The 21532-nt window shown below is 64.1% G+C and carries 22 protein-coding genes; 15 read left to right on the top strand and 7 right to left on the bottom strand.

Annotation, left to right across the window (positions count from 1 at the left end):
• Positions 1-90: 90 nt before the first annotated feature.
• On the bottom strand, positions 91-1008 hold the full coding sequence (pcaQ, locus tag AC1DVW_RS13550) for a pca operon transcription factor PcaQ (RefSeq protein ID WP_477323670.1): 918 nt from the start codon (positions 1006-1008) through the stop codon (positions 91-93).
• Positions 1009-1102: 94 nt separating this feature from the next.
• Between pcaQ and pcaD the strand changes: the two genes are divergently transcribed.
• Genes pcaD through pobA form a run of 6 tightly spaced genes read left to right on the top strand, consistent with a single transcriptional unit; the run spans position 1103 to position 5911 of the window.
• Positions 1103-1912, top strand: a complete 810-nt coding sequence (gene pcaD, locus AC1DVW_RS13545; RefSeq protein WP_477323669.1) for a 3-oxoadipate enol-lactonase — start codon at positions 1103-1105, stop codon at positions 1910-1912.
• A 1-nt stretch (position 1913) separates the two neighbouring features.
• Complete coding sequence (gene pcaC, locus AC1DVW_RS13540) at positions 1914-2318, top strand: 4-carboxymuconolactone decarboxylase (protein ID WP_477244341.1); 405 nt, start codon at positions 1914-1916, stop codon at positions 2316-2318.
• Positions 2308-3063 carry a protocatechuate 3,4-dioxygenase subunit beta gene (gene pcaH, locus AC1DVW_RS13535; protein WP_477323799.1) on the top strand — a complete coding sequence of 252 codons (756 nt, stop codon included), beginning with the start codon at positions 2308-2310 and terminating at the stop codon, positions 3061-3063. The genes pcaC and pcaH overlap by 11 nt, the downstream gene beginning before the upstream one ends.
• On the top strand, positions 3063-3677 hold the full coding sequence (pcaG, locus tag AC1DVW_RS13530) for a protocatechuate 3,4-dioxygenase subunit alpha (protein WP_477323668.1): 615 nt from the start codon (positions 3063-3065) through the stop codon (positions 3675-3677). The genes pcaH and pcaG overlap by 1 nt, the downstream gene beginning before the upstream one ends.
• 9 nt (positions 3678-3686) lie before the next feature.
• The gene (locus AC1DVW_RS13525) at positions 3687-4739 is read left to right on the top strand and encodes a 3-carboxy-cis,cis-muconate cycloisomerase (protein WP_477323666.1); all 1053 of its coding nucleotides are present in this window, start codon (positions 3687-3689) and stop codon (positions 4737-4739) included.
• A complete protein-coding gene (pobA, locus tag AC1DVW_RS13520) occupies positions 4739-5911 on the top strand; it encodes a 4-hydroxybenzoate 3-monooxygenase (protein WP_477323664.1) in 1173 nt (390 codons plus the stop codon). The genes AC1DVW_RS13525 and pobA overlap by 1 nt, the downstream gene beginning before the upstream one ends.
• Before the next feature lie 152 nt (positions 5912-6063).
• Here the strand turns inward: pobA and pcaF are convergent, their stop codons facing one another.
• From pcaF to AC1DVW_RS13505, 3 genes are read right to left on the bottom strand one after another with little or no spacing between them, the layout of a single operon-like run.
• The gene (pcaF, locus tag AC1DVW_RS13515) at positions 6064-7269 is read right to left on the bottom strand and encodes a 3-oxoadipyl-CoA thiolase (RefSeq protein ID WP_477323662.1); all 1206 of its coding nucleotides are present in this window, start codon (positions 7267-7269) and stop codon (positions 6064-6066) included.
• 1 nt (position 7270) lies between these two features.
• The gene (locus AC1DVW_RS13510) at positions 7271-8077 is read right to left on the bottom strand and encodes a CoA-transferase subunit beta (RefSeq protein ID WP_477323660.1); all 807 of its coding nucleotides are present in this window, start codon (positions 8075-8077) and stop codon (positions 7271-7273) included.
• Positions 8074-8931, bottom strand: a complete 858-nt coding sequence (locus AC1DVW_RS13505) for a CoA transferase subunit A (RefSeq protein ID WP_477323658.1) — start codon at positions 8929-8931, stop codon at positions 8074-8076. The genes AC1DVW_RS13510 and AC1DVW_RS13505 overlap by 4 nt, the downstream gene beginning before the upstream one ends.
• Positions 8932-9034: 103 nt before the next feature.
• On the opposite strand from AC1DVW_RS13505, the gene AC1DVW_RS13500 reads away from it, so the two are divergent.
• Positions 9035-9805 (top strand): IclR family transcriptional regulator domain-containing protein, encoded by a 771-nt coding sequence (locus tag AC1DVW_RS13500; protein WP_477323657.1) that lies wholly within the window; start codon positions 9035-9037, stop codon positions 9803-9805.
• 10 nt (positions 9806-9815) lie between these two features.
• Here the strand turns inward: AC1DVW_RS13500 and AC1DVW_RS13495 are convergent, their stop codons facing one another.
• Positions 9816-10901 (bottom strand): SIP domain-containing protein, encoded by a 1086-nt coding sequence (locus tag AC1DVW_RS13495; RefSeq protein ID WP_477323655.1) that lies wholly within the window; start codon positions 10899-10901, stop codon positions 9816-9818.
• Positions 10902-11222: 321 nt separating this feature from the next.
• On the opposite strand from AC1DVW_RS13495, the gene AC1DVW_RS13490 reads away from it, so the two are divergent.
• The 8 genes from AC1DVW_RS13490 (at position 11223) to AC1DVW_RS13455 (ending at position 18942) form a co-directional block, all read left to right on the top strand.
• Positions 11223-11948: a GntR family transcriptional regulator gene (locus AC1DVW_RS13490; RefSeq protein ID WP_477323653.1), complete on the top strand. Its 726-nt coding sequence runs from the start codon at positions 11223-11225 to the stop codon at positions 11946-11948.
• A 2-nt stretch (positions 11949-11950) separates the two neighbouring features.
• Positions 11951-12988, top strand: a complete 1038-nt coding sequence (locus AC1DVW_RS13485) for an ADP-ribosylglycohydrolase family protein (RefSeq protein ID WP_477275181.1) — start codon at positions 11951-11953, stop codon at positions 12986-12988.
• Positions 12985-13953 (top strand): PfkB family carbohydrate kinase, encoded by a 969-nt coding sequence (locus AC1DVW_RS13480; protein ID WP_477275180.1) that lies wholly within the window; start codon positions 12985-12987, stop codon positions 13951-13953. Before AC1DVW_RS13485 ends, AC1DVW_RS13480 begins: the two co-directional genes overlap by 4 nt.
• Positions 13954-13992: 39 nt before the next feature.
• Complete coding sequence (locus AC1DVW_RS13475) at positions 13993-15054, top strand: ABC transporter substrate-binding protein (RefSeq protein WP_477244362.1); 1062 nt, start codon at positions 13993-13995, stop codon at positions 15052-15054.
• A gap of 66 nt (positions 15055-15120) precedes the next feature.
• Positions 15121-15990 carry an ABC transporter permease gene (locus AC1DVW_RS13470; protein WP_477275178.1) on the top strand — a complete coding sequence of 290 codons (870 nt, stop codon included), beginning with the start codon at positions 15121-15123 and terminating at the stop codon, positions 15988-15990.
• On the top strand, positions 15990-16778 hold the full coding sequence (locus AC1DVW_RS13465) for an ABC transporter permease (protein WP_477275176.1): 789 nt from the start codon (positions 15990-15992) through the stop codon (positions 16776-16778). Before AC1DVW_RS13470 ends, AC1DVW_RS13465 begins: the two co-directional genes overlap by 1 nt.
• The gene (locus tag AC1DVW_RS13460) at positions 16778-17842 is read left to right on the top strand and encodes an ABC transporter ATP-binding protein (RefSeq protein ID WP_477244366.1); all 1065 of its coding nucleotides are present in this window, start codon (positions 16778-16780) and stop codon (positions 17840-17842) included. The genes AC1DVW_RS13465 and AC1DVW_RS13460 overlap by 1 nt, the downstream gene beginning before the upstream one ends.
• A gap of 296 nt (positions 17843-18138) precedes the next feature.
• On the top strand, positions 18139-18942 hold the full coding sequence (locus AC1DVW_RS13455; protein ID WP_477323652.1) for a 3-methyl-2-oxobutanoate hydroxymethyltransferase: 804 nt from the start codon (positions 18139-18141) through the stop codon (positions 18940-18942).
• Between the two features lie 15 nt (positions 18943-18957).
• Here the strand turns inward: AC1DVW_RS13455 and AC1DVW_RS13450 are convergent, their stop codons facing one another.
• Entirely contained in the window at positions 18958-20439 is a 1482-nt protein-coding gene (locus AC1DVW_RS13450) for an HAL/PAL/TAL family ammonia-lyase (RefSeq protein ID WP_477323651.1), read from the bottom strand.
• On the bottom strand, positions 20436-21437 hold the full coding sequence (locus AC1DVW_RS13445; RefSeq protein WP_477323649.1) for an ornithine cyclodeaminase family protein: 1002 nt from the start codon (positions 21435-21437) through the stop codon (positions 20436-20438). The genes AC1DVW_RS13450 and AC1DVW_RS13445 overlap by 4 nt, the downstream gene beginning before the upstream one ends.
• Between the last annotated feature and the right edge of the window lie 95 nt (positions 21438-21532).

The following is a 21532-nucleotide window of genomic DNA, read 5'->3' as shown; positions in this document are numbered from 1 at the left end:
GGTAAAATGATATTTTGCGCTGTTTCACTAACCCAGGGGTTATGAAATCTTCGAGGCACGGCACCCAGTTTCCGTCGGGGCCTGAGTGTCTCAGGCGTTTTGGCTGGCCGCTTCGCGGATAGTCTGCAGCATGATGGAGAAGGGCGGCGAGGGGGCGGTGTCGGTACGCATCGTCAGGCCGACCGGCCCCTTGGTTTCCTCCGTGTTGACGCGCAAGGCGACGAAGGCGCCGCTGCTGATTTCATTGGCGACGACGCCGGCCGAAATGATCCAGACGGCGTTGCTCTGGCGCATGAAGGCACGCCCAAAGGAATCCGAGACGGTTTCGATCTCTGTTGCCGGCGCCGTCATGCCATTGGTGATGAACAAGCGGTCGACAAAGGGACGGATGACCGATTCCCGTGTCGGCATCAGCACCGGGAACTCGTCGAGCCTGGCGAACACGTCCACACCCGGCTGCAGCAGCGGATGGCCGGCGCGCACCACGAACAGCACCTGTTCGGAATAGAGATGCTCGAAGAAGAAGCCGGTCATTTTTTCCGGCGCCGCCAGCCGCCCGACGACGAGGTCGAGCGCGCCGATCCGCAACTGTTCGAGCAGCACGGCGTTCTCGCCGGTGACGATCTTGATCGCGGCCCCGGTATTCTCCTTGAGGAACAGGCTCATGGCGAGCGGCATCACCCGCGCCGACACCGTCGGCAGCGCGCCGATGCGGATCGGGTGGCGGTTGATTGCCCCATCCTGCCGCACGGAATCGACGCCGCGCTTCAGCGCGGTGATTGCCGTGCCGGCATGACCAAGGAAGATTTCGCCGAGCCGCGTCACCCTTATGCCGCGACCGTCGCGTTCGACGACGGCGACACCGAGCGCCTCTTCCAGTTCCCGCAATGTCTTGGTCACCGCTGGCGCGCTGACATGTAGAAAATCTGCTGCCCTGGCAACGCTCCTCTGCCGCGCTACTTCGAGGAAGGCCTGCAGATGGCGGAACCGGATGCGGCTTTCGACCATGGTTTTTCATAACCCCTGAGTTAATGAAACGGCGCAAAATATCATTTTACCGAACCAAACACCTAGTGCAATGTGAAGATGGAGGATCGAAATCGTGCCATTCGTCAACATTGGCGGCATCACGCTGCACCATCGCCATATCAAGGCGATCCGCAGTGCGCGCCCGATCGTGTTCATCAATTCGCTCGGCACCGACTTCAGAATCTGGGATGCGGTGTCCTCCGAATTGAGCGGGGAAATGCCCATGCTGGTCTACGACAAGCGTGGCCATGGGCTCTCCGATATCGGCGGCATCCGCTCGATCGACGATCATGTCGACGATCTCTCCGGCCTCATCGATCATTTCGGGCTGACGAATGTGGTGCTTTGCGGCCTGTCGGTCGGCGGTCTGGTCGCGCAAGGTTTCTGTGCCAGGCGCCCAGAGATCGTCGATGGCCTTATCCTGTGCGACACGGCCCACAAGATCGGCACGGCCGACAGCTGGAACACACGCATCGCAACGATCGAAAGCAAAGGCATCCAGGCCATCGCCGATGCCGTGCTGAAGACGTGGTTCACTCCAGCCTTCCACTCAGCGCGCGTGGCCGAGCTTGACGGCTATTGGAACATGCTGACCAGGCAGGCGCTCGTCGGTTATGTCGGGACATGTGCCGCGGTTCGCGACGCGGATTTCACCGAAGTTGCGCAGCGCATCAGAGTGCCGACGCTTTGCATCGTCGGCGATCAGGATGGCTCGACCGGTCCCGATCTCGTCCGCTGGTTGGCCGACCTTATCCCCGGCGCGCGCTTCGAAATCATTCGCGATGCCGGACACATTCCCTGCGTCGAGCAGCCGGAGGCGCTGACTGCCTTGATCCGCGATTTCGTCGCATCGCTTCCCGATCGAAAGCAAACTCATGGATGACATGTCAGAGACCACAACCACATACCAGACCGGACTGGCGGTCAGGCGCTCCGTGCTTGGCGATCCGCATGTCGACCGGGCCGAGGATGCCGCCACCGATTTCGACCGGCCGTTCCAGAACCTGATCACAGAAGCGGCCTGGGGAACTGTGTGGGCGCGACCTGGCTTGAGCAAGCGCGAGCGCTCGATCGTGACGCTGGCGCTGCTGGCGGCGCTCGGTCATGATGAAGAGGTCGCCATGCATGTGCGCGCCACCGCCAACACCGGGGCGTCACGCGACGATATATGCGAAGCGTTCCTGCATGTCGCGATCTATGCCGGCGTGCCGGCGGCAAACCGGGCCTTCAAGATTGCCAAGGAGGTATTTTCGGAGATGGACGAAAGCCAGAATGTCCATGCCCGCTAAGTCCGGTTCGAACCGGACGCCGGAGACTGGCGCCTTCTTCCAGCGCGACCGGACATGGCATCCGCCGGCGCTGACGCCGGGCTACAAAAGTTCCGTGCTTCGCTCGCCGCAGAAGGCGCTGCTGTCGTTCGACAACACGCTGTCGGAGATCGCTGGGCCAGTCTTCGGCCACGCCATGCTCGGCGAACTGGACGCCGACCTGATCCACAATTTCGCCAAGCCGGGTGAAAGCGCCATCGGCGAGCGCATCATCGTCTACGGACGCGTGCTCGACGAGCGCGGCATCGGCGTTCCTGGCGTGCTGCTCGAATTTTGGCAAGCCAATGCCGGCGGTCGCTACCGCCACAAGAAGGACGGCTATCTGGCGGCGCTCGATCCGAATTTCGGCGGCTGCGGCCGCACCATTACCGGCGAGGACGGCAGCTACGCCTTTCGCACGGTCAAGCCCGGTCCCTATCCCTGGCCGAATGGCCCCAATGATTGGCGCCCGGCGCACATCCATTTTTCGGTGTTCGGCCATGGCTTCGCGCAGCGGCTGATCACCCAGATGTATTTCGAGGGCGACCCGCTGATCTGGAGATGCCCGATCGTGCGCGGCATCGCCGACAGAGCGGCTGTCGAGGCGCTGATCGCCATGCTCGACATGCAAGCGACGATCCCGATGGACGCACGCGCCTACAAGTTCGACATCGTGCTGCGCGGGCGGCGCTCCTCGCTGTTCGAAAACCGGCCGGAGGGCAATTGATGACGCAGTCGCTCGGACGGATGAAGGAAAGCCCTTCGCAGACCGCCGGACCTTATGTGCATATCGGGCTGACGCCGAATTTCTGCGGCATTGGCGGCGTCTATGCCAGCGATCTCGGTGGTGCGATGGCCAACGAGAAGACCAGAGGCGAGCGGATCGGCCTGCGCATCCGGGTGCTCGACGGCACCGGCACGCCGCTCAGGGACGCGCTGATCGAAATCTGGCAAGCCGATGCCGACGGGCTCTACAATTCGCCGGCCGAATTGCGCGGTGCCGCCGATCCGAACTTTTTCGGCTGGGGCCGCTGCCCGACCGACATGGAAACGGGCCTGTGCGAGTTCGAAACGATCAAGCCCGGTCGCGTGCCGTACCAGGACGGGCGCCTGATGGCGCCGCATATCAGCCTGTGGATCGTCGCCCGCGGCATCAACATCGGCCTGCAGACGCGGCTGTATTTTTCCGATGAGGCGGAAGCCAATGCGCAAGATCCGATCCTGGCGCGCATCGAGCACCGCGTTCGCGTGCCGACTCTGATCGCCGAGCGCCAGGGCAACATCTACGTCTTCGACGTCCATCTCCAGGGCGACAAGGAGACGGTCTTCTTCGACAGTTGACCTGACCACATGACCGTATCGCCTTTCGACCATCCGCTGCTTTCCAGCCTCCTCGGCGACGAGGAAACCTCCAGGCATTTTTCCGTCGAAGCGGAAATCGCCGCGATGCTCGCGTTCGAGCGGGCACTGGCGGAAGCGGAAGCCGAAAGCGGTGTTATCGGCAAGGACGCGGCGGTCGCGATCGGTGTGGCGCTGTCCTCGTTCAGGCCCGACACGGCCTTGCTGCGTGCCGGCGTGGCGAAGGACGGCGTCATGGTTCCGGAACTGGTGCGCCAGATCCGGATGGCTGTCGGCAAAGCGCATGGCGCTTCCGTTCATTTCGGCGCGACCAGCCAGGATGCCATCGATACGGCGCTGGTGCTGCGGCTGAAGTCTGTGGTCGAGCATCTCGGTCTCCTTCTGACCGAAAACATCGTGCGCCTTTCGGCGCTCGATGAGCGTTTCGGGGGCAGGGCGCTGACCGGAATGACACGCATGCAGCCGGCGATCCCTATTCGAGTTTCGGATCGCGTCAGGGCATGGCTGGCGCCGCTGCAGCGACATCAAAAAAGATTGTCAGACCAGTCTGGGCGCCTGCTGGTGGTGCAGTTCGGTGGGGCCGCAGGCACGCTGGAAAAGCTTGGTGACAAGGGGCAAGCCGTGCGCGCGGTTCTCGCCACCCGGCTCGGCCTTGGCGATGCGCCGCAATGGCAGAGCCAGCGCGATACGCTGGCAGACTTCGCCGGCTGGCTGTCGCTGGTGACCGGCAGTCTCGGCAAGTTCGGGCAAGACATTGCGCTGATGGCGCAAGGCGGCGCCGAGATCGAGCTTTCCGGCGGCGGCGGCTCGTCGGCCATGCCGCACAAGCAGAACCCGGTGAAGGCCGAGGTGCTGGTGGCGCTGGTTCGTTTCAACGCTACGCAGCTGTCCGGCATGCATCAGGCGCTGGTGCATGAGCAGGAGCGGTCGGGCGCGGCCTGGACGCTCGAATGGCTGCTTCTGCCGCAAATGGTCGTGGCGGCGGCGGCCTCGCTCAGGCTTGCCGCCGAACTGGCCGCGCAGATCGAAAGCCTCGGAAACTGATGCGCACGCAAATTGTCATCGTCGGTTCGGGACCATCCGGCTTGCTGCTGGGGCAACTGCTGGCCAGCATCGGCGTCGAGACCGTCATCCTCGAACGTTCGAGCCGCGAGCATGTGCTGGCCCGCGTGCGCGCCGGCGTGCTCGAACAAGGCACTGTCGAGCTGCTTGAGCAGGCTGGCGCGGCAACCAGGCTGCACGCCGAAGGGCTCCCGCATGCCGGCATTTCACTTGCCTTCGATGGCCGCCTGCACCGCATCGACCTGACGGCGCTGACCGGCGGCAAGCACGTCACCGTCTATGGCCAGACCGAAGTGACGCATGATCTGATGGACAAGCGGGAAGCGGCGGGACTCGTCACAGTCTATGAGGCTTCGAACGTCGCGCCCCATGATTTCGATGGCGACGCACCTTTCGCCACCTACGAAAAAGACGGCGTCACCCATCGCGTCGATTGCGACTTCATCGCTGGCTGCGACGGCTATCATGGCGTCAGCCGCAAGTCGGTGCCGGAAGGCGCGCTGAAGACGTTCGAGCGGCAATATCCATTCGGCTGGCTGGGCGTATTGGCCGAAGTGCCGCCGGCCGATCACGAACTGGTCTACGCCAATCATACCAGGGGCTTTGCGCTCTGCTCGATGCGGTCGACGCACCGCAGCCGCTACTATGTACAATGTCCGCTCGACGACCATATCGAGGCGTGGTCGGACGACCGCTTCTGGGACGAGCTGCGTCGCCGCTTGCCGCCGCAGACGGCGGCAGCGGTGGTCACCGGACCGTCCTTCGAGAAATCGATCGCACCGCTGCGCTCCTTCGTTGCCGAGCCGCTGCGTTTTGGCCGGCTGTTCCTGGTTGGCGACGCCGCCCATATCGTGCCGCCGACCGGGGCCAAAGGCCTCAACCTTGCTGCCAGCGACGTGCGCTATCTCTTTGCCGGGCTTGGTGAATTCTATCGGGAGAAGTCACGAGCAGGACTCGATGCCTACTCTGGCAAGGCGCTGGCGCGGGTGTGGAAGGCGGTGCGCTTTTCCTGGTGGATGACGACGATGCTGCACCGCTTCCCTGACACCGGCGACTTCGGCCAGCGCATCCAGGAAGCCGAGCTCGACTATCTCGTGCACTCGCAAGCGGCGGCGACCGCGCTGGCGGAGAACTATGTCGGCCTGCCCTACTAGGCTGTGCCGATATTCAGGTGATGCCGGCCTGCAAATGGCTGATACCTGCGCTTCCGGTGCTCACGTACGAAAAGTACGCTCCGCTCCGGTTCTCGGTATCAGCCATTTTCGGCTCGGCCTGACCTGAATCTCAACACACCCTCCGAGCGCCGTCAAACCCGTTCCAGGGCGATCGCGATGCCCTGGCCGACGCCAATACACATGGTGGCGAGCGCGTATCTGGCGCTGCTTTCGCGCAGCTCCAGCGCCGCCGTTCCGGTGATGCGCGCGCCCGACATGCCGAGCGGGTGGCCGAGGGCGATGGCGCCGCCATTCGGGTTGACGTGCCCGGCATCCTCGGCGATGCCGAGTTGGCGCAGCACCGCGATGCCCTGGGAGGCAAAGGCTTCGTTGAGCTCGACGATATCGAACTGTTGCGGCGTCAGGCCGAGGCGGGCGCACAGTTTTTTCGTCGCCGGTGCCGGGCCGATGCCCATGATGCGCGGCGCGACGCCGGCGGCTGCACCGCCGAGGATGCGGGCGATCGGCGTCAGGCTGTATTTCTTCACCGCCGCGTCCGAGGCGACGATCAGCGCCGCGGCGCCGTCATTGACGCCGGAGGCATTGCCGGCGGTGACCGTACCGCCTTGCCGGAACGGTGTCGGCAGTTTGGCCAGCGACTCGACCGTCGTGCCCGCGCGAGGGTGCTCGTCTTTCGAGACAACAACCCCGTCGCCCTTGCGCTGCGGGATCGTCACCGGGGTGATCTCCTTCGCCAGCCGGCCACTGGCTTGTGCCGCGACCGCCTTGTCCTGGCTACGCACGGCAAAGGCATCCTGGTCCGCACGGGAGACGGCGAAGTCTTCCGCCACGTTCTCGCCGGTCTCCGGCATGGAATCGACGCCATACTGCTTCTTCATCAGCGGATTGACGAAACGCCAGCCGATGGTGGTGTCGTAGATCTCTGCATTGCGCGAAAACGCCGTGTCGGCTTTCGGCATGACGAAGGGGGCGCGGCTCATCGACTCGACGCCGCCTGCGATCATCAGCTCGGCTTCGCCTGATTTGATGGCGCGGGCGGCGATGATGATGGCATCCATGCCGGAGCCGCAGAGGCGATTGACGGTCGAGCCGGAGATATCCTGGGGCAGCCCGGCCAGCAGCAGGGACATGCGCGCCACATTGCGGTTGTCCTCGCCGGCCTGGTTGGCGCAGCCATAGACGACATCGTCGACCGCTTGCCAGTCGATGCCGGGATTGCGTTCGACCAAAGCTCTCAGGGGGATCGCGCCGAGGTCGTCGGCGCGGACCGATGACAGTGAGCCGCCGAAGCGACCGATCGGCGTGCGGATGTAGTCGCAGATATAGGCCTCGGCCATGTCATGCAGCCTTTGCTTTTCCGGTCCCCTCATGCGCCGCCTTGGTGCGGGCCTGCAGGTCGCGCAATGTCTTCAGTTCGAGTTCGCTTGGCGCCGGTGTTTCGTCAAGCGCCTCGGCGAACTTTACGATCCAGCCACAGGTCTCCTGCACCTCAAGGCGCGAGACACCGGGATGCAGCGACACCACGGTGAATTCCTTGGTCACCGGATCCGGCTTCCAGATGGCGAGGTCGGTGATCAGCAGCGTCGGCCCAGCGGTATCGATGCCGAGACGTTTTCGATGGTCGCCGCCCTCGCCATGGCCGAAGGAGGTGAAGAAGTCGATCTTCTCGACCATGCCGCGCTTGGTCTGCGCCATGGTTATGTAGACTTCCTTCGACGACGTCGCGATCTCCGGCGCACCGCCGCCACCGGGAAGCCGGGTCTTCGGGTGAAGATAATTGCCAATGACCGTGGTGTTGATGTTGCCGAACTTGTCGAGCTGGGCAGCACCGAGGAAGCCGATCGAGATGCGGCCGCCTTGCAGCCAGTAGCGGAACATCTCCGGCACCGCGACGGTGGTGATGGCGGTTTCGCAGAGTTCGCCGTCGCCGATCGACAGCGGCAGCACGTCCGGCGCAGTGCCGATGGTGCCGCTTTCGTAGATCAGCGTGATGTCGGGCGCATGCGTCAGCCGCGCGACGTTGCAGGCAGCGGACGGCGCACCGATGCCGACGAAGCAGACATCGTCGTTCCCGAGTGCGCGGCTGGCGGCGATGGTCATCATCTCGTTGGAGGTGAAGCCCATGGGGTTTTGATTGTCGCTCATGCCGCTTTCCTCAGATGCTCGACCCTGGCCGCGAACTCGTCGGCGCCCTTCTCGATGACGTTCGCCTGCATCCACGCCTGGAATTTTTCACGGTCGGCGGCGATGTCGTCCCATTCCAGATAGGCGGCATTGTCACGCGCGTAGTAGCCATGCGCGTAGGACGGGTGCGAGCCGCCGGGCACGACTGAAATCGCTGCGATCGTCCAGCGCGGCAGCACGGTCAAATTGGGGTGCAGATCGTCGAAATTGTCGACCACTTCTTCCACCGTCACCACCGCGCGCTTGGCCGCCAGCACGGCTTCCTTCTGGATGCCGATGATACCCTCGACCAGCACATTGCCTTTCTTGTCCGCCTTCTGCGCGTGGATGAACGTGACATCGGGACGGATCGAGGGAACTGCGGCAAGCTCTTCGCCGGTGAACGGGCACGTAACTGATTTGATGTTCGGGTTGACCGCCGCCAGGCCGGCGCCGCGATAGCCGCGGAAGACGGCGCAGGGCAGGCCGGCCGCGCCTGCCTCATAGGCATTGGCCATGCCGGCATGGCTGTGCTCCTCGATCTCGATGGTGCGCGGAAAACCGTTCTCGATGGCATCGCGGGCGCGCCGCAACAGGCCGACGCCGGGATTGCCGACATAGGAGAAGATGATCTTCTTCGCCATGCCCATGCCGATCATCTGGTCGTAGATCAGGTCGGGGGTCATGCGGATCAGTGTCAGGTCGCGAAATCCCTGGCGGATCGCTTCATGCGCCGCCGCCGTCGGGATCAGATGGGTGAAGCCCTCGAATGCGACCGTATCGCCATCATGCAGGTTCTCGGCCACGGCCTGGCTGAGCGGCAGGAATTTGACCATCGCAGGAACTCCAGCATCCAAAAAGTTCGTATTGCGAACATATGTTTTATATGAGATACTTTTACGACGAGCATTGATGTCGAGTCAATCCTGCGGAGGCGGCATGGACGATGAAGGCGCTTCGCGTGACCATGTCGGTTCGCTCGAGCGCGGGCTTGCGGTCATGGAGATACTGGCCAGGCATCCCGCCGGCATGACGCTGACCGAAATGGCGGAGGAGGCGGGATTGACGCGCGCCGGCGCGCGCCGGTTCCTGCTGACGCTGGTGGCCACCGGTTATGCGACGCAGTCCGCGCGGTTGTTTTCATTGTCGCCGCGCCTGCTGACTGTCGCGCGCACCTGGCTCGGCGGCGCTTCGCTGTGGACCTTCGCAGCGCCGATCCTGCGCGAGGTGGCCGGGCAATTCGACGAGGCCTGCAATGCGGCGGTGCTGTCGGGTGAGGATGTCGTCTATGTCGCGCGCGTGCCGGGCCGGCGCATCCTCAGCGTGTCGCTCGATGTCGGCACCAGGCTGCCAGCGCATTGCACCTCGATGGGGCGGATCCTGCTTGCCGGCCTTGCGCCCGACGAACTGCAGGCATTCCTTGCCCAGGCAAAGATCGACAGACGCACATCGAAGACGATCACCGACAGGCGATCGCTTGCCGAAGCCATCGCCAAGGCGAAAGCGGATGGTTTCGCCATCGTCGATGAAGAGCTGGAACTTGGCCTGCGTTCGATTGCCGTGCCGATCACCGATCGTACCGGGCGAACCGTGGCGGCGATCAATGTCTCGACCCAGTCGGCGCTGTTCTCGGTTGCGGAAATGGAGAGCAAAATATTGCCAGCACTGCTCGCTGCGAAACAGCGCATCGAGGAGTTTTTCTTCGTCTGACGAAGCGAGATCAGTTGGCCATCAATCCCGCGGCGCCGCGCCGCCAATAGGCGGCAGCCAGTGTTTCGTCGCGACCGAGAGCCAGCGTGCCGCGCCAATATTCGCGAACGATTTTTGCGGCGGCCCCTTCCGCCGCAAACCAGCCGAAGGCCGAACCGGTCTGCGGCCATGCCACCGACTGAACGGCGCGCGCCAGTCTCTCATCGGTGCCGGCCGGCACGCCGTTTCTCGCCAGCCAGTGCAATTCGATGCCGGTGGCGTTTTCGATCTCCTGTCGTTCGCCATCATCGGCGACCTCGACGAAGGCAACGCCTTTGGTCTCGGCAGGCAGCGTCTCCAGCAATCGGGCAAGCGCCGGCAGGCCGGTTTCGTCGGCGCCCATCAGATACCAGGAGGCTTGCCGCACCGGGCGGCCGACCGGCCCCATAATGCCGATTTTCATGCCGGGTGCAGCTTGCGCGGCCCAGGCCGAGCCGACGCTGTCGCCGGGATGGATGAGGAAATCGACGTCGACAATACCCTTGTCCACGTCGAGCCTGCGGATGGTGTAGACGCGCGCCACCGGGCGCCTGTCGTCCGACGACCAGACCGGCAAGCCATTGCCGCCGAGGACCGGCCAGAGCGGATCTGGCACCTGCCTGGTCGGGAACAGTATGCGGATGTGCATGCCGCCGAATTTGGCGAAACGGGAGAGATCCTCGCCGGCGAGGCGGATGCGGCGCATATGTGGGGTGAGGTCGGTGACATCGGTCACCACCATCTCACGAAACTGCGCGAGGCGCGTCTCGCCGGCGAGATCGCCGGTCCAGACGATCTCCGGGTTTTCGTCCTTGGCATAGACTTCGACCGCGGTGGCGAGCAGGTCCTTGATGCGGGCGAGGCCATCGCGGTCGGCGGCACTGGCGCGCATCACCAGCCGCTCCATGTCGAAGGAGGCGCCGCCAAAGGCGAAGCGGAAGTCGAGCCGCTGGCCGTCCTGCGTCGCATCGGCTTCGAAGCTTTGCAGCCTGTCGCTGATGCGGTCGATGTAGTGCGGGAGATGACGCAGGTTCAGCCGCGCCTCGCAGGTCAGTCCGCTTGCCGATGCTTCCGTCATGCTCAACCTCCGAGCCTGCCTGCCAGTCCAAATCGAGCCTGGTGCGCAAGTTGGCGAACCGGCTCGATGCCGCCATGACGGGTCACATATTAAAACATGATATCTCGAGTCAACTTTAATTTATAGACCACCGCGATCATCGAAGAAGCATCTCGCACAGGATGCGATCCGCGACCTGGTCCATGCGCTCTATCCGGATGTGGGAAGCGACCGACGGCAGCGTAAGAGACCGCAGATCGTTTCGCGGCAACTCGCAATTGACGTCACCGTTCACATCAGTTACTGAACAGGACTGAACAGGTATATTGAACAGGTATCAATATGAAGCGTCGTGCGGCTCTGTTGTCTCCCGGAGCGGGCAAGCCCGAACAGATCGCGACCGTTCTCGAGCAGGAAATACGCTCCGGCGTGCTCGGTTTCGGCGATCGCCTGCAGAGCGAGAATGAACTCGTCCAGCGCTTTTCCGTCAGCCGCAACACCGTCCGCAAAGGTCTTGAGGAACTGTCGAGCCGTGGGCTGATCACCACCAAGGTCGGCATCGGCTCCTTCGTCACTTTCGACGGCATGCCGGTCGACGACAGCATCGGCTGGTCGCGCGCACTGGCCAATGCCGGCGCCAATGCCCAGACCCGGACCTTGCGGCTCGAGGTCATCGAGGATGCCGATCTTGCGGCGCGGCTCGGCATTGAAAATCCGTTCTTCATCGCCGTCGATCGGGTGCGCACCAACGCCGATGACGGCCATGCCATCTCCATCGAGCGCAGCCGCCTGCCGCTGTCGCCCGAGCTCGAAGATGTACCGCTGCGCGGCCTGCGCGAGGGGTCCCTGCACCAGACGCTGCGCGACGCCGGGCTCGTGCCCGACCATGGCGAGGAGTGGGTCGAGATCGAAATGCTGAACGCCGAGGACGCCGCCATCCTGTCCTGTCCGCTGGGCACGCCTTTCCTGCGCGGCCGCCGGCTGACGCGTGCCGCCGACGGGCGGCCGATCGAATATGTCACCAGCCTGCTCAACCCGGCGCATTTCGCGCTGCATATGGAATTCTGAGGATGTCGGACAAAGCTTCCGCCGCAATGATCGACCGGGCGATGGGCGCGCTGATCGGTGGCGCGATCGGCGATGCGCTCGGCATGCCGACGCAGCTTTTGTCGCCGGCCCGCATCGCCGAACTCTACGGTCATGTCGAGGATTTCGTCGCCCCGAACGCCGACCATCCGGTGTCAAAGGGCATGGCATCAGGAACCATCACCGACGATACCGAACAGGCGCTGCTGCTCGGCCGCATCCTGGTCGACTCCGGCGACCAATTCGACCACAGGCGCTGGGTCAACGCGCTGCTCGACTGGGAGCGCGACGTCAAGGCGCGCGGCAGCTACGACCTTTTGGGACCATCGACCAAGCGCGCCATCGACGCCATCAATGACGGGGTGCCGCCTGAGGAAGCGGGGCGCAGCGGCGACACCAATGGTGCGGCCATGCGCATCGCGCCGGTCGGCATCATGATGCCACTGGCGCCGCTCGACGCGCTGGTCGCCAAGGTGGCGGAAACCTGCCGTGCCACGCACAACACCTCGATCGCCATTGCCTCGGCGGCTGCCGTTGCTGCCGCCGTCAGCTGCGGCGCTGCCGGTGGCGACTGGCGCGCTGCTTCGGATCAAGCCGTCCTGGCGGCGCAGCGCGGCGCGGCCCTCGGCCACTGGACCACCGGCGGCGATATCGCCGCGCGCATTGCGTGGGCCAGAGACCTCGTCCGCGGCAAATCCGTCGCTGACGGCATCAAGCTGATCGTCGATCTCGTCGGCACCGGCGTCGCCAGCCAGGAATCGGTGCCGGCGGCCTTTGCGGTGCTGGAGATATCAGGCGGCGATCCATGGCAAGCGGCGGTCATCAGCGCCAATCTCGGCGGCGACACCGACACGATCGGCGCCATCGCGGCCGGTATGGCCGGCGCCTGCACAGGTTTCTCCAAGCTGCCGCAACAGCATATCGCCAAGCTTAGGGGCATCGACCTATCGGAGGTTCGCCTGCTTGCCGCCGATCTTGTCGCGGCGCGGCTGGCGAAGACCGGCAAGGACGCTGCGGCATGAGCGGGCGTCTCGTCCATATCGGCAGTGCGGTGGTCGACTATGTCTACCGTATCGACGCTCTGCCGGCGCCCGGCATGGAAAAGACGGCGTCGAGCTTTGCCCAGGTCGCCGGCGGGGGCTTCAACATGATGGTTGCGGCCAGCCGCACCGGTATGACGGTTGTCTTCGGTGGCCAACTCGGCAGCGGGCCTAACGGCGACTTTTTGCGCGCCGCCTTCGCCTCCGAGCGCATCGAGACGCTGACGCCGCCATCGCCGTTGATGGACAGCGGCAATTGCGTCGCCATGATCTCGAGCGATGCCGAACGCACCTTCGTGTCGTGGCCAGGTGCAGAGAGCGTGCTCAGCCTCGACATGATGCAACCGGTGTCGGTCGTGCCTGATGATTGGGTGTTCACCTCCGGCTACACGCTGAGCTATCCCGCAAGCCGCGAGGCGCTGACCGACTGGATCGAAGCGCTGCCGGGAAACATTCCTTTCGTCTTCGATCCGACGCCGATCATTTCAGACATTCCGCGTCCCATCCTGTCGCGGGTGCTTGGCCGCACGACATGGCTGAGCTGCAACACCACGGAAGCCGCCGAGATCGCCGGCACAGGCGATGTCGAGGTGCTCGCGGCAAGGCTGCTGACCGACCATTGCCCTGGGGCAGCGGGCGTCGTCATCCGCGCCGGCGCCAGGGGCTGCTTTGTGCGGCTGGCCAACGGAACCGCGCAAATCATTCCCGGCTTCAAGGTCGCCGCCATCGACACCAACGGCGCCGGCGACAGCCATATCGGCGCCTTCGTCAGCGCGCTGTCGCGCGGCATGCCGCCCTTCGAGGCGGCGCGCTACGCCAACGCGGCGGCGGCCCTGTCGGTCACCCGCCATGGCGGCTCTTCGGCGCCGAGCGACCAAGAAATCCAGACATTCCTGAGCCATGCCACAGCGCGCGCGCCTGGCCGGAACCAAGAGGCCAATGCCTAAAAAGCCCGGAACCGGGCAAACAAAGAGAGGAACAAAACCATGCGCATGCCTGAACTGACTGCTCTCTTGACGGCGACCGCCGTCTTTACCTCCGCCCTTGCGTTTGCCGCCAGGGCCGACGAAGTGCACGTGCTCAACTGGAAGGGTTACGGCACCGACGAGCCATGGGCCGTCGCGGCTTTCGAAAAGGCGACCGGCAACAAGGTCGTCAACGACTTCTTCAATTCCGAACAGGAAATGCTGACCAAGATCCGGACCAATCCGGGCCTCTACGACGTCGTCATGATCAACGCTGCCTTCAACGACCAGGCGATGGCGGAAAAACTGATCCAGCCGATCGACGTGTCGAAGCTGCCGAACTATGCCGACATCAGCTCGGACAAATCCGGCTCGCCGATGCTCGACCATGACGGCAAGGTCTATGGCGTGCCGTGGGTGTGGGGCCTGACCGCGCTTGCCATCAACGAGAAGTCCTTCGACAAGCCGCCGACCTCCATCGCCGAGATGTGGGACCCCGCCCACAAGGGGCGTGTGGTCATCCGCGACGACGCCGTCGAAGCGGTGCAGTTCGGCGCCATCGCCACCGGTCAGAATATCAACGACATCAAGGACATGGATGCGGTCAAGACGAAGCTGACCTCGCTGATGCCGCAGATCAAGACCTTCTGGAGTTCGGAGAACGACTGGAACCAGATGGTGGCTTCCAACCAGATCGACATCGGCACCTATTGGAGCGGCTCGGCCGACCGCGCCAAGACGCATTTCAAGCTGCCGGTCTCGCTGGTCGTGCCACAGGAAGGCGCCGTCGCCTGGCTCGATGCCTTTTCCATTCCTGCCGGCTCCAAGAACGTTGCGGGCGCCGAAGCCTTCATCAATTACATGATCGACCCGAAATTCTATGTCGAATGGGTGACCAAGGTTGGCGCCCCGGTCTCGGCCAACACCAAGGCGGTCGCCGCACTTCCGGAAGATGCCTTCAACCGCAAGGTCATGGGTGATCCCGAGGTCGCCAAGCGCATCCAGTTCCAGGCGCCGGTCACCGACGCCCAGCGCGAAGCCTATCTGGCGCTGTGGCAGCAGCTGAAGGTCGACGTGAAGTAAAACTCACATCCGGACCAGCCGGCGGTTCGCGCCGGCTGGTCCTTCAATCCTGGGGAGGAGGGTATCATGGCAGTACAGGGCGCGGTCGCATCGCGTAGCGGGCTGAGATCGGCTCTGCCTTTGCTCCTCCCAGCCTATCTGTGGCTGACGGTGGCGATCTTCCTGCCGCTGTCGGCCATGGTCTTCTTCTCGTTCATGACCGAGCTGCCGCTATCGGCCAAGGCGTGGGCATTCACGCTTGACAACTACGCCGCCTTCTTCTCGCAAGGGCTGTATCTGACGCTGCTTTTGGCCTCGCTCAGGCTCGGGCTCGAGGTGACTTTGTGGTGTGTCGTCATCGGTTACCCCGCCGCCTATGTGCTGGCCAAGGTGCTGAAGGGGCGCAGCCGCGAGGCGATCTTCCTGCTTGTCATCCTGCCGTTCTGGTCGAATGGACTGGTGCGGATCTTCTCCTGGGCGATGGTGCTGCGCGAAGGCGGCATTCTCGACACCGCGCTCAACGCGGTGCTGCCGTTCAAGATCAACATCGACCTCATGTATTCCTACCCCGCCGTCATCATCGGGCTGGTGCACTCCTATGTGCCCTATATGGTGCTGACCTGCTACCTCACGCTGCAAGCCATCGACGACTCGTTGATCGAGGCCGGACGCTCGCTCGGCGCCTCGCGGCTGCAGGTGCTGAAGCGGGTCATCATCCCGCTGTCGATGCCGGGTCTGGTCGCCGGCGCGGCACTGATCTTCGTGCCGGTGGTTGGTTCATTCATGGAGCCGCGCATCCTTGGCGGACGCACCGGCACCTTCTACGGCACGATCATCGAGGACCAGTTCGTCGCCGTCTTCAACTGGCCGCTGGGGGCAGCACTGTCCTTCATCCTGCTGGCCGTCGTGCTGGTCATCCTGGCCGTGGCCTCGCCGGTGCTGAAGAGGGCTGCGTGATGGCGACGACCCGCATCCTCGAAGGACTCGGCCGCCTCTACATCGGACTGCTGCTCGCCTTCCTCTATCTGCCGATCATCATCATGGCGCTGATGTCGTTCAACGTCTCGCCCTTCTACCAATTGCCGTTCGAGTGGACGACGGAGTGGTACAGTTCGCTGTGGCAGAACGACCAGATCATCGCCGCGACCTGGAACAGCGTCGAGATCGCCGTCATCACCACCATCATCTCCACGGTGCTCGGCTCGGCGGCGTCGCTCGCGCTGTTTCGCTATGAATTTCGCGGCAAGAAACTCCTGCAGGCGCTGCTGTTTCCGCCGATCGCCATTCCGTGGCTGATCACCGGCACGGCGATGCTGATCTTCTTCTTCGGCGTCGGCATCGGCCGTGGCGCGCATGCGATCCTGCTCGGCCATGTGGCGCTGGCGCTGCCCTATGTCATCGTCGTCGTCTCGGCCCGGCTGCAGACCTTTGCGCCGGAGCTGGAAGAGGCGGCGCGCTCACTCGGCGCCAACCAGTGGCAAGTGACACGGCGTGTGACCTTGCCGTGGATCATGCCCGGCGTCATCGCCGGCGGGCTGTTCGCCTTTGCGGTGTCGTTCGACCAGTTCGTCGTGTCCTACTTCCTGTCGACGCCGGGCGAGACGACGCTGCCGGTCGAAATCTACGCCGCGATCCGCAAAGGCTTTACGCCCGAGATCAACGCGGTCTCGACGATCATCATCGCCGTGTCGATGGCGCTGATGCTGCTCACGGCGCGGTTCTTCAAATTCGGCGGAGAGAAATAATGGCCGGCGTCCAGGTATCGAATGTCTCGCGCAGTTTTGGGGCGCACAAGGCGCTGGACGATGTRTCCATCGATTTCGCCGATGGCGGTTTTTATGCGCTGCTTGGTCCCTCCGGCAGCGGCAAGACCACGCTGCTCAGACAGATCGCCGGGTTCGATTTCCCTGATACCGGCCGCATCGCCATCGGCGGTGAAAGTGTGGAACGCGTGCCGGTCGAAAAGCGACAGATCGGCATGGTGTTCCAGAACTATGCGCTGTTTCCCAATATGAGCGTCGCCGACAATGTCGCCTTCGGCCTGTCGGTGCGCGGCGAGGCCAAGGCGGTCATTGCCAGCGAAGTGCAGCGTGCGCTCGACCTCGTGCAGCTCGGCAAGCTCGGCGGCCGCCGGCCGCACCAGCTGTCGGGCGGCCAGCGGCAACGCGTCGCGCTGGCGCGGGCCATCGTCACCAAGCCGCGTGTGCTTTTGCTTGACGAGCCGCTCGGTGCACTCGACAAGGCGCTGCGTGTCGACATGCAGATCGAGCTCAAGCGCATCCAGCGCGAGATCGGCATCACCACCATCTTCGTCACCCACGACCAGGAAGAGGCGCTGACGATGAGCGACCGCATCGGCATCTTGCGCGACGGCAGGCTGGTGCAGGAAGGGCCGCCCGAGGATATCTACGACAGCCCGAAGAGCGAGTTCGCTGCCACCTTCCTCGGCGACGCCAACATCTTTCGCGGTGACACCACCGGCAGCGGCATCCGCCTGGCCGACGGCACGTCGATTGCTGCAGGCGCCGGTGCAAGGCTCGCCGCCGGCGCCAAGGCTAGCTGCGCGGTGCGGCCCGAACGCATCCGCATCGCCACCGATGCGGGGGCGCCGGATGCGGTCAATGCCAACATGCTCAAGGGCCAGGTTTCCAAGCGCATCTTTGCCGGCAACAACAGCACCTATTTCGTCGAACGGGCCGGACAGACGCTGAAGGTCATCGTCCAGAACACCGGCATTGAAAGGCTGGCTGAGGGGCAGGACGTGGTGTTGCGCTGGTCGCCTGAGAGCACGGTGCTGATCGCCGGATAGGTGCCGAAGGTCGTGGCGACGTCACTTTCCATCTGCGATACTGATGGGAAATAATGTGATCGCCCTTGGCCGGCGTGCGCGCCTATGCGCTACATCCTTGAGCAGAGGCCTCTCGGCTGCGCCGGCTCCGGCGTGCCGCACGCCTGCTGCCGGGGCGATGATGACGACAGCTGGCAAGAAAAGCGCGACTTCCACGGGATCGATATGTCGGCGGCTGCTGAATAGCACAAGCGGGATAGGTCGAGGTCGGTATAGTGGTTATCCTACCGTGGCAGGCAACAAGGGGAACTTCCTAGATGAGCCGGAAAAGACCGACGGTGGCGGATTTGCGTGCCATGAAGGGCAAGCGCCAGTTGACCATGCTGCGCGTGATGACGATGGACGAGGCCGAGGCCGCCGAGCGGGCAGGGGTCGACATCGTTTCGGTGCCGCCGGAACTGATGCTTAATCCGCAGTATCGCGATGCGGCGCCCAGCCTGTTCACCATGCCGGGCGAGAATTTTTATGAGATCGGCACCGCCGATGATTTTATCCGCTGGGCGTTCCGGCTCTACAAGGCGAGTGCCGACGCGGTCTATTGCAGCGCCGGCTTTGCCACCGTCAAGCGGCTGGCCGATGACGCCATACCGGTAATCGGCCATGTCGGCCTCATTCCTTCCCGTGCGACCTGGACGGGCGGCTTCAAGGCGGTCGGCAAGACCGCCGATACCGCTATGCAGATCTTCGAGGCGGTGAAGCAGTATGAGGCCGCCGGCGCCATCGGCGCCGAGATCGAGGTGGTTCCGGTCGAGGTGGCGAAAGCGATCTCGGAGCGGACGTCGCTGATCATGCTGTCGATGGGGGCGGGCACCGGCTGCGACGCGCAATATCTGTTCGCCGACGACATTCTTGGCCAGAACCGTGGTCACATGCCTCGTCACTCCAAGGTCTATCGCAATTTCGCCGCCGAATATGATCGCTTGCAGGCGGAGCGCATCGCCGCGTTCTCGGAATATGTCGCAGACGTCAACAGCCTCGCCTATCCCGAAGACAGGCACGTCGTGCATATGGACCCGCAGCAGCTTCGCCTGTTCCTGAACAAGGTCGATGGCGTGGCTTGAAGGAAGCGCGGCCGGCTACGCCTGCCATCTGCCATTGGCGAGCGTGGCGTAGAGGGTCTCGGCGTCGATGCCGAGCGGCCGGTCTTCCCTGAGCGGCAGGACGAGCACGCGTACCGCTGCATGGATCACGCCGGTAGCCGGCGCCAGCGCCAGTCCTTCGCGCACGTCGACCGCCTGCGCCGCGGCCATCAATTCCAGGGCAACAAGCCGCCGCCAAAGCCCGATCATCTCGGCGCATTTCGAAATGGCGAGAAGGGTTTGCGTCGCGTGGTCCTCGACGCCTTCGGAGACGGGCAGGAAATCGAGCATCACCGGATTGGCCTTGTGGCGGATGGCGGCCAGGATCGCCGTCACCGTCTTTTGCAGCGGCACGAAACCGGCCGAGGCGCCGCCGGCCGGGGAGAGATATTTGGGCAGGCCGTTGCGGCCTGAGCCGGTGAGCTGGATGAAGCGGGCGGCGCAGGCGGCAGCCGTTTGAGCGATCGCCAGGCCGAGCGTCTCGAAGGCCAGCGCCAGCGAGGCGGTGTGGAAATTGCCGGTCGATAGAACAAGTTCGTCGTCGCCCATCACCAGCGGGTTGTCGGCGGCGGCGTTGAGCTCGATCTCGACGGCTTGTCTCGCCTGATCGATCGCATGGATCAACGCGCCATGGATCGAGGGCATGCAGCGGATCGACAGCGGGTCCTGTAGGGTTGTCGGCGCAGGCGGCTCGTGTCGCGCCAGCAACTCGCGCAACTCCTTCGCCGCCACCTGCTGGCAGGCGGCCGGCCGTGCCGCGTGCAGGCGCGGATCGAGGATCGTCTGGTTGGCGCCGATGGCTTCCATGGTCAGCGCGCCGGCCTGCTGCTGTTGCATCAAGGCAGACAGCGCGTCGGCGACCGCCAGCGCGCCGCTGCCGGTGGACACGGCGGAAGCGTTGATGAGCGACAGCCCGTCCTTGGGCGCCAGGCTGATCGGGGTCAGGCGGGCCAACATCATGGCCTTGGCCGACGGCATACGCCGGCCCTGATAGTCGGCTTCACCGTCGCCGGTCAGCATGCGGCCGAGCGCTGCCATCAGCACCAGGTCGCCGGCGCCGATCGAGCCTAGCGATGGCATCACCGGATGGACGCCGGCATTGAGCGCCTCGACGAGCGCGGTAAAAACCCCGACCGAAATGCCCGAACCGCCGACTGAGAGCATCGCCGCGCGGGCCAGCATCGTCGCGCGCACGATTTCCTGCGGCAGCGAGTCGCCAACCGCGCCGCTGCGCCCGTCCAAAAGCTGGCGCTGGAAGGCGCCGGCGTCGCCGTTGACCGAGGTCTCGAGATTGGCGCCGAGCCCGGTGTTGAGCCCATAGACCGGCTGGCCGGCAGCGGCGGCCTGGTCGAGCACTTTGCGCGCTTTGTCGAGTTTCTCGATGATGGCCGGCGCCACCTCGACCTTGCGGCCGTCGCGGGCGACGCTGGCGACGTCCTCGATGCTGATGCCAGCTCCTGAGAGGACGAGCGCGTTCATGCGAAGCGCAGCCTCTGGCCGATGCCTTGCGCCTGCGCCTTGGCCAGCATCGCTTTGCCCAGCGCAATGTCGGAGAGCGACAGGCCGCGATGCCAGAACAGGATCGTTTCGTCGTCGCTCTGTCGTCCCGGTTTCAGCCCCGCGGCGATCTTGCCGAGTTCGGCATGCAGCGTCTTTTCGCTCAGCCGTCCGGTCTCGACATGCGCGCGCAGCGAGCCGAACTTGCCGCCCTTGCACTGACCCCAATCGTCGACGACCATTTTCTGCATGATGTCGGTCAAGGATAGCTCCACCGCGCTCATCGTACCATAGGGCACCACCAGCGCGCCCGGCTTGATCCATTCGGTCTTCAGCAACGGCTGCGGTTCCGGCAGCCGCGATGCCTCGACGACTATGTCGGCGCCTTCGACGCAGCTCTTCCAGTCGGCCACCGCCATGACCTTCTTGCCGAGATCGGCGGACAGTTTGGCGGCAAAATCGTCGCGGCTTTCCGGCCGGCGCGAATGCACGCGAATCTCGTCGAAATCGAAGAGATGGTCGAGTAGGCGCACGTTCCAGTAGGCGGTGCCGCGCGCCCCGATATGGCCGAGGACCTTGGATGTTTTTCTGGCCAGATGTCTGGCGCCGATGGCGGTGACGGCGCCGGTGCGCATGTCGGTGATGACGGTAGCGTCGAGAATTGCGCGCGGCGTGCCGGTGCGCGGATCGAACAGATTGAGAATGCCGAATTCTGATGGAAGGCCATGCAGGTAGTTGTCGACATAGTCGCCGACGATCTTGACGCCGGCGGTGTCGAGCGGCGCGACGTAGCCGCGCAAGACGTTGAAATGGCCATGGAAGGACGGATCCGGCTCGAGATGGACGCGCGGTTCGATGACCGTCTGGCCGTTGCCTTGGGCGACCAGACCAGCCTCCACCGCGTCGATGATCTCGGCATCGGTCATGGCAAGGGCATCGATATCGAGGGCGTTGAGGTAATCGATGTAGATAGGCTTCATGCGTGCGCGGTCCCCAGGCAGCCCATTCATCCCATAACAGGCCGCGAGGCGACACGAAAGTTTGTTGGCGCATTGTCTGGACGAAGCCGCCCAAA

It is taken from the genome of Mesorhizobium sp. P3_B5 (assembly GCF_056402815.1).
This window is presented reverse-complemented; position numbering and strand designations above follow the sequence as displayed.

Excerpts from the sequence above, each read along its gene's own strand:
- pcaQ (WP_477323670.1), bottom strand. The coding sequence starts at position 1,008 with ATGGTCGAAAGCCGCATCCGGTTCCGCCATCTGCAGGCCTTCCTCGAA.
- pcaC (WP_477244341.1), top strand. The coding sequence starts at position 1,914 with ATGTCAGAGACCACAACCACATACCAGACCGGACTGGCGGTCAGGCGC.
- pcaH (WP_477323799.1), top strand. The coding sequence starts at position 2,308 with ATGCCCGCTAAGTCCGGTTCGAACCGGACGCCGGAGACTGGCGCCTTC.
- pcaG (WP_477323668.1), top strand. The coding sequence starts at position 3,063 with ATGACGCAGTCGCTCGGACGGATGAAGGAAAGCCCTTCGCAGACCGCC.
- AC1DVW_RS13525 (WP_477323666.1), top strand. The coding sequence starts at position 3,687 with ATGACCGTATCGCCTTTCGACCATCCGCTGCTTTCCAGCCTCCTCGGC.
- pobA (WP_477323664.1), top strand. The coding sequence starts at position 4,739 with ATGCGCACGCAAATTGTCATCGTCGGTTCGGGACCATCCGGCTTGCTG.
- pcaF (WP_477323662.1), bottom strand. The coding sequence starts at position 7,269 with ATGGCCGAGGCCTATATCTGCGACTACATCCGCACGCCGATCGGTCGC.
- AC1DVW_RS13510 (WP_477323660.1), bottom strand. The coding sequence starts at position 8,077 with ATGAGCGACAATCAAAACCCCATGGGCTTCACCTCCAACGAGATGATG.
- AC1DVW_RS13505 (WP_477323658.1), bottom strand. The coding sequence starts at position 8,931 with ATGGTCAAATTCCTGCCGCTCAGCCAGGCCGTGGCCGAGAACCTGCAT.
- AC1DVW_RS13500 (WP_477323657.1), top strand. The coding sequence starts at position 9,035 with ATGGACGATGAAGGCGCTTCGCGTGACCATGTCGGTTCGCTCGAGCGC.
- AC1DVW_RS13495 (WP_477323655.1), bottom strand. The coding sequence starts at position 10,901 with ATGACGGAAGCATCGGCAAGCGGACTGACCTGCGAGGCGCGGCTGAAC.
- AC1DVW_RS13490 (WP_477323653.1), top strand. The coding sequence starts at position 11,223 with ATGAAGCGTCGTGCGGCTCTGTTGTCTCCCGGAGCGGGCAAGCCCGAA.
- AC1DVW_RS13485 (WP_477275181.1), top strand. The coding sequence starts at position 11,951 with ATGTCGGACAAAGCTTCCGCCGCAATGATCGACCGGGCGATGGGCGCG.
- AC1DVW_RS13480 (WP_477275180.1), top strand. The coding sequence starts at position 12,985 with ATGAGCGGGCGTCTCGTCCATATCGGCAGTGCGGTGGTCGACTATGTC.
- AC1DVW_RS13475 (WP_477244362.1), top strand. The coding sequence starts at position 13,993 with ATGCGCATGCCTGAACTGACTGCTCTCTTGACGGCGACCGCCGTCTTT.
- AC1DVW_RS13470 (WP_477275178.1), top strand. The coding sequence starts at position 15,121 with ATGGCAGTACAGGGCGCGGTCGCATCGCGTAGCGGGCTGAGATCGGCT.
- AC1DVW_RS13465 (WP_477275176.1), top strand. The coding sequence starts at position 15,990 with ATGGCGACGACCCGCATCCTCGAAGGACTCGGCCGCCTCTACATCGGA.
- AC1DVW_RS13455 (WP_477323652.1), top strand. The coding sequence starts at position 18,139 with ATGAGCCGGAAAAGACCGACGGTGGCGGATTTGCGTGCCATGAAGGGC.
- AC1DVW_RS13450 (WP_477323651.1), bottom strand. The coding sequence starts at position 20,439 with ATGAACGCGCTCGTCCTCTCAGGAGCTGGCATCAGCATCGAGGACGTC.
- AC1DVW_RS13445 (WP_477323649.1), bottom strand. The coding sequence starts at position 21,437 with ATGAAGCCTATCTACATCGATTACCTCAACGCCCTCGATATCGATGCC.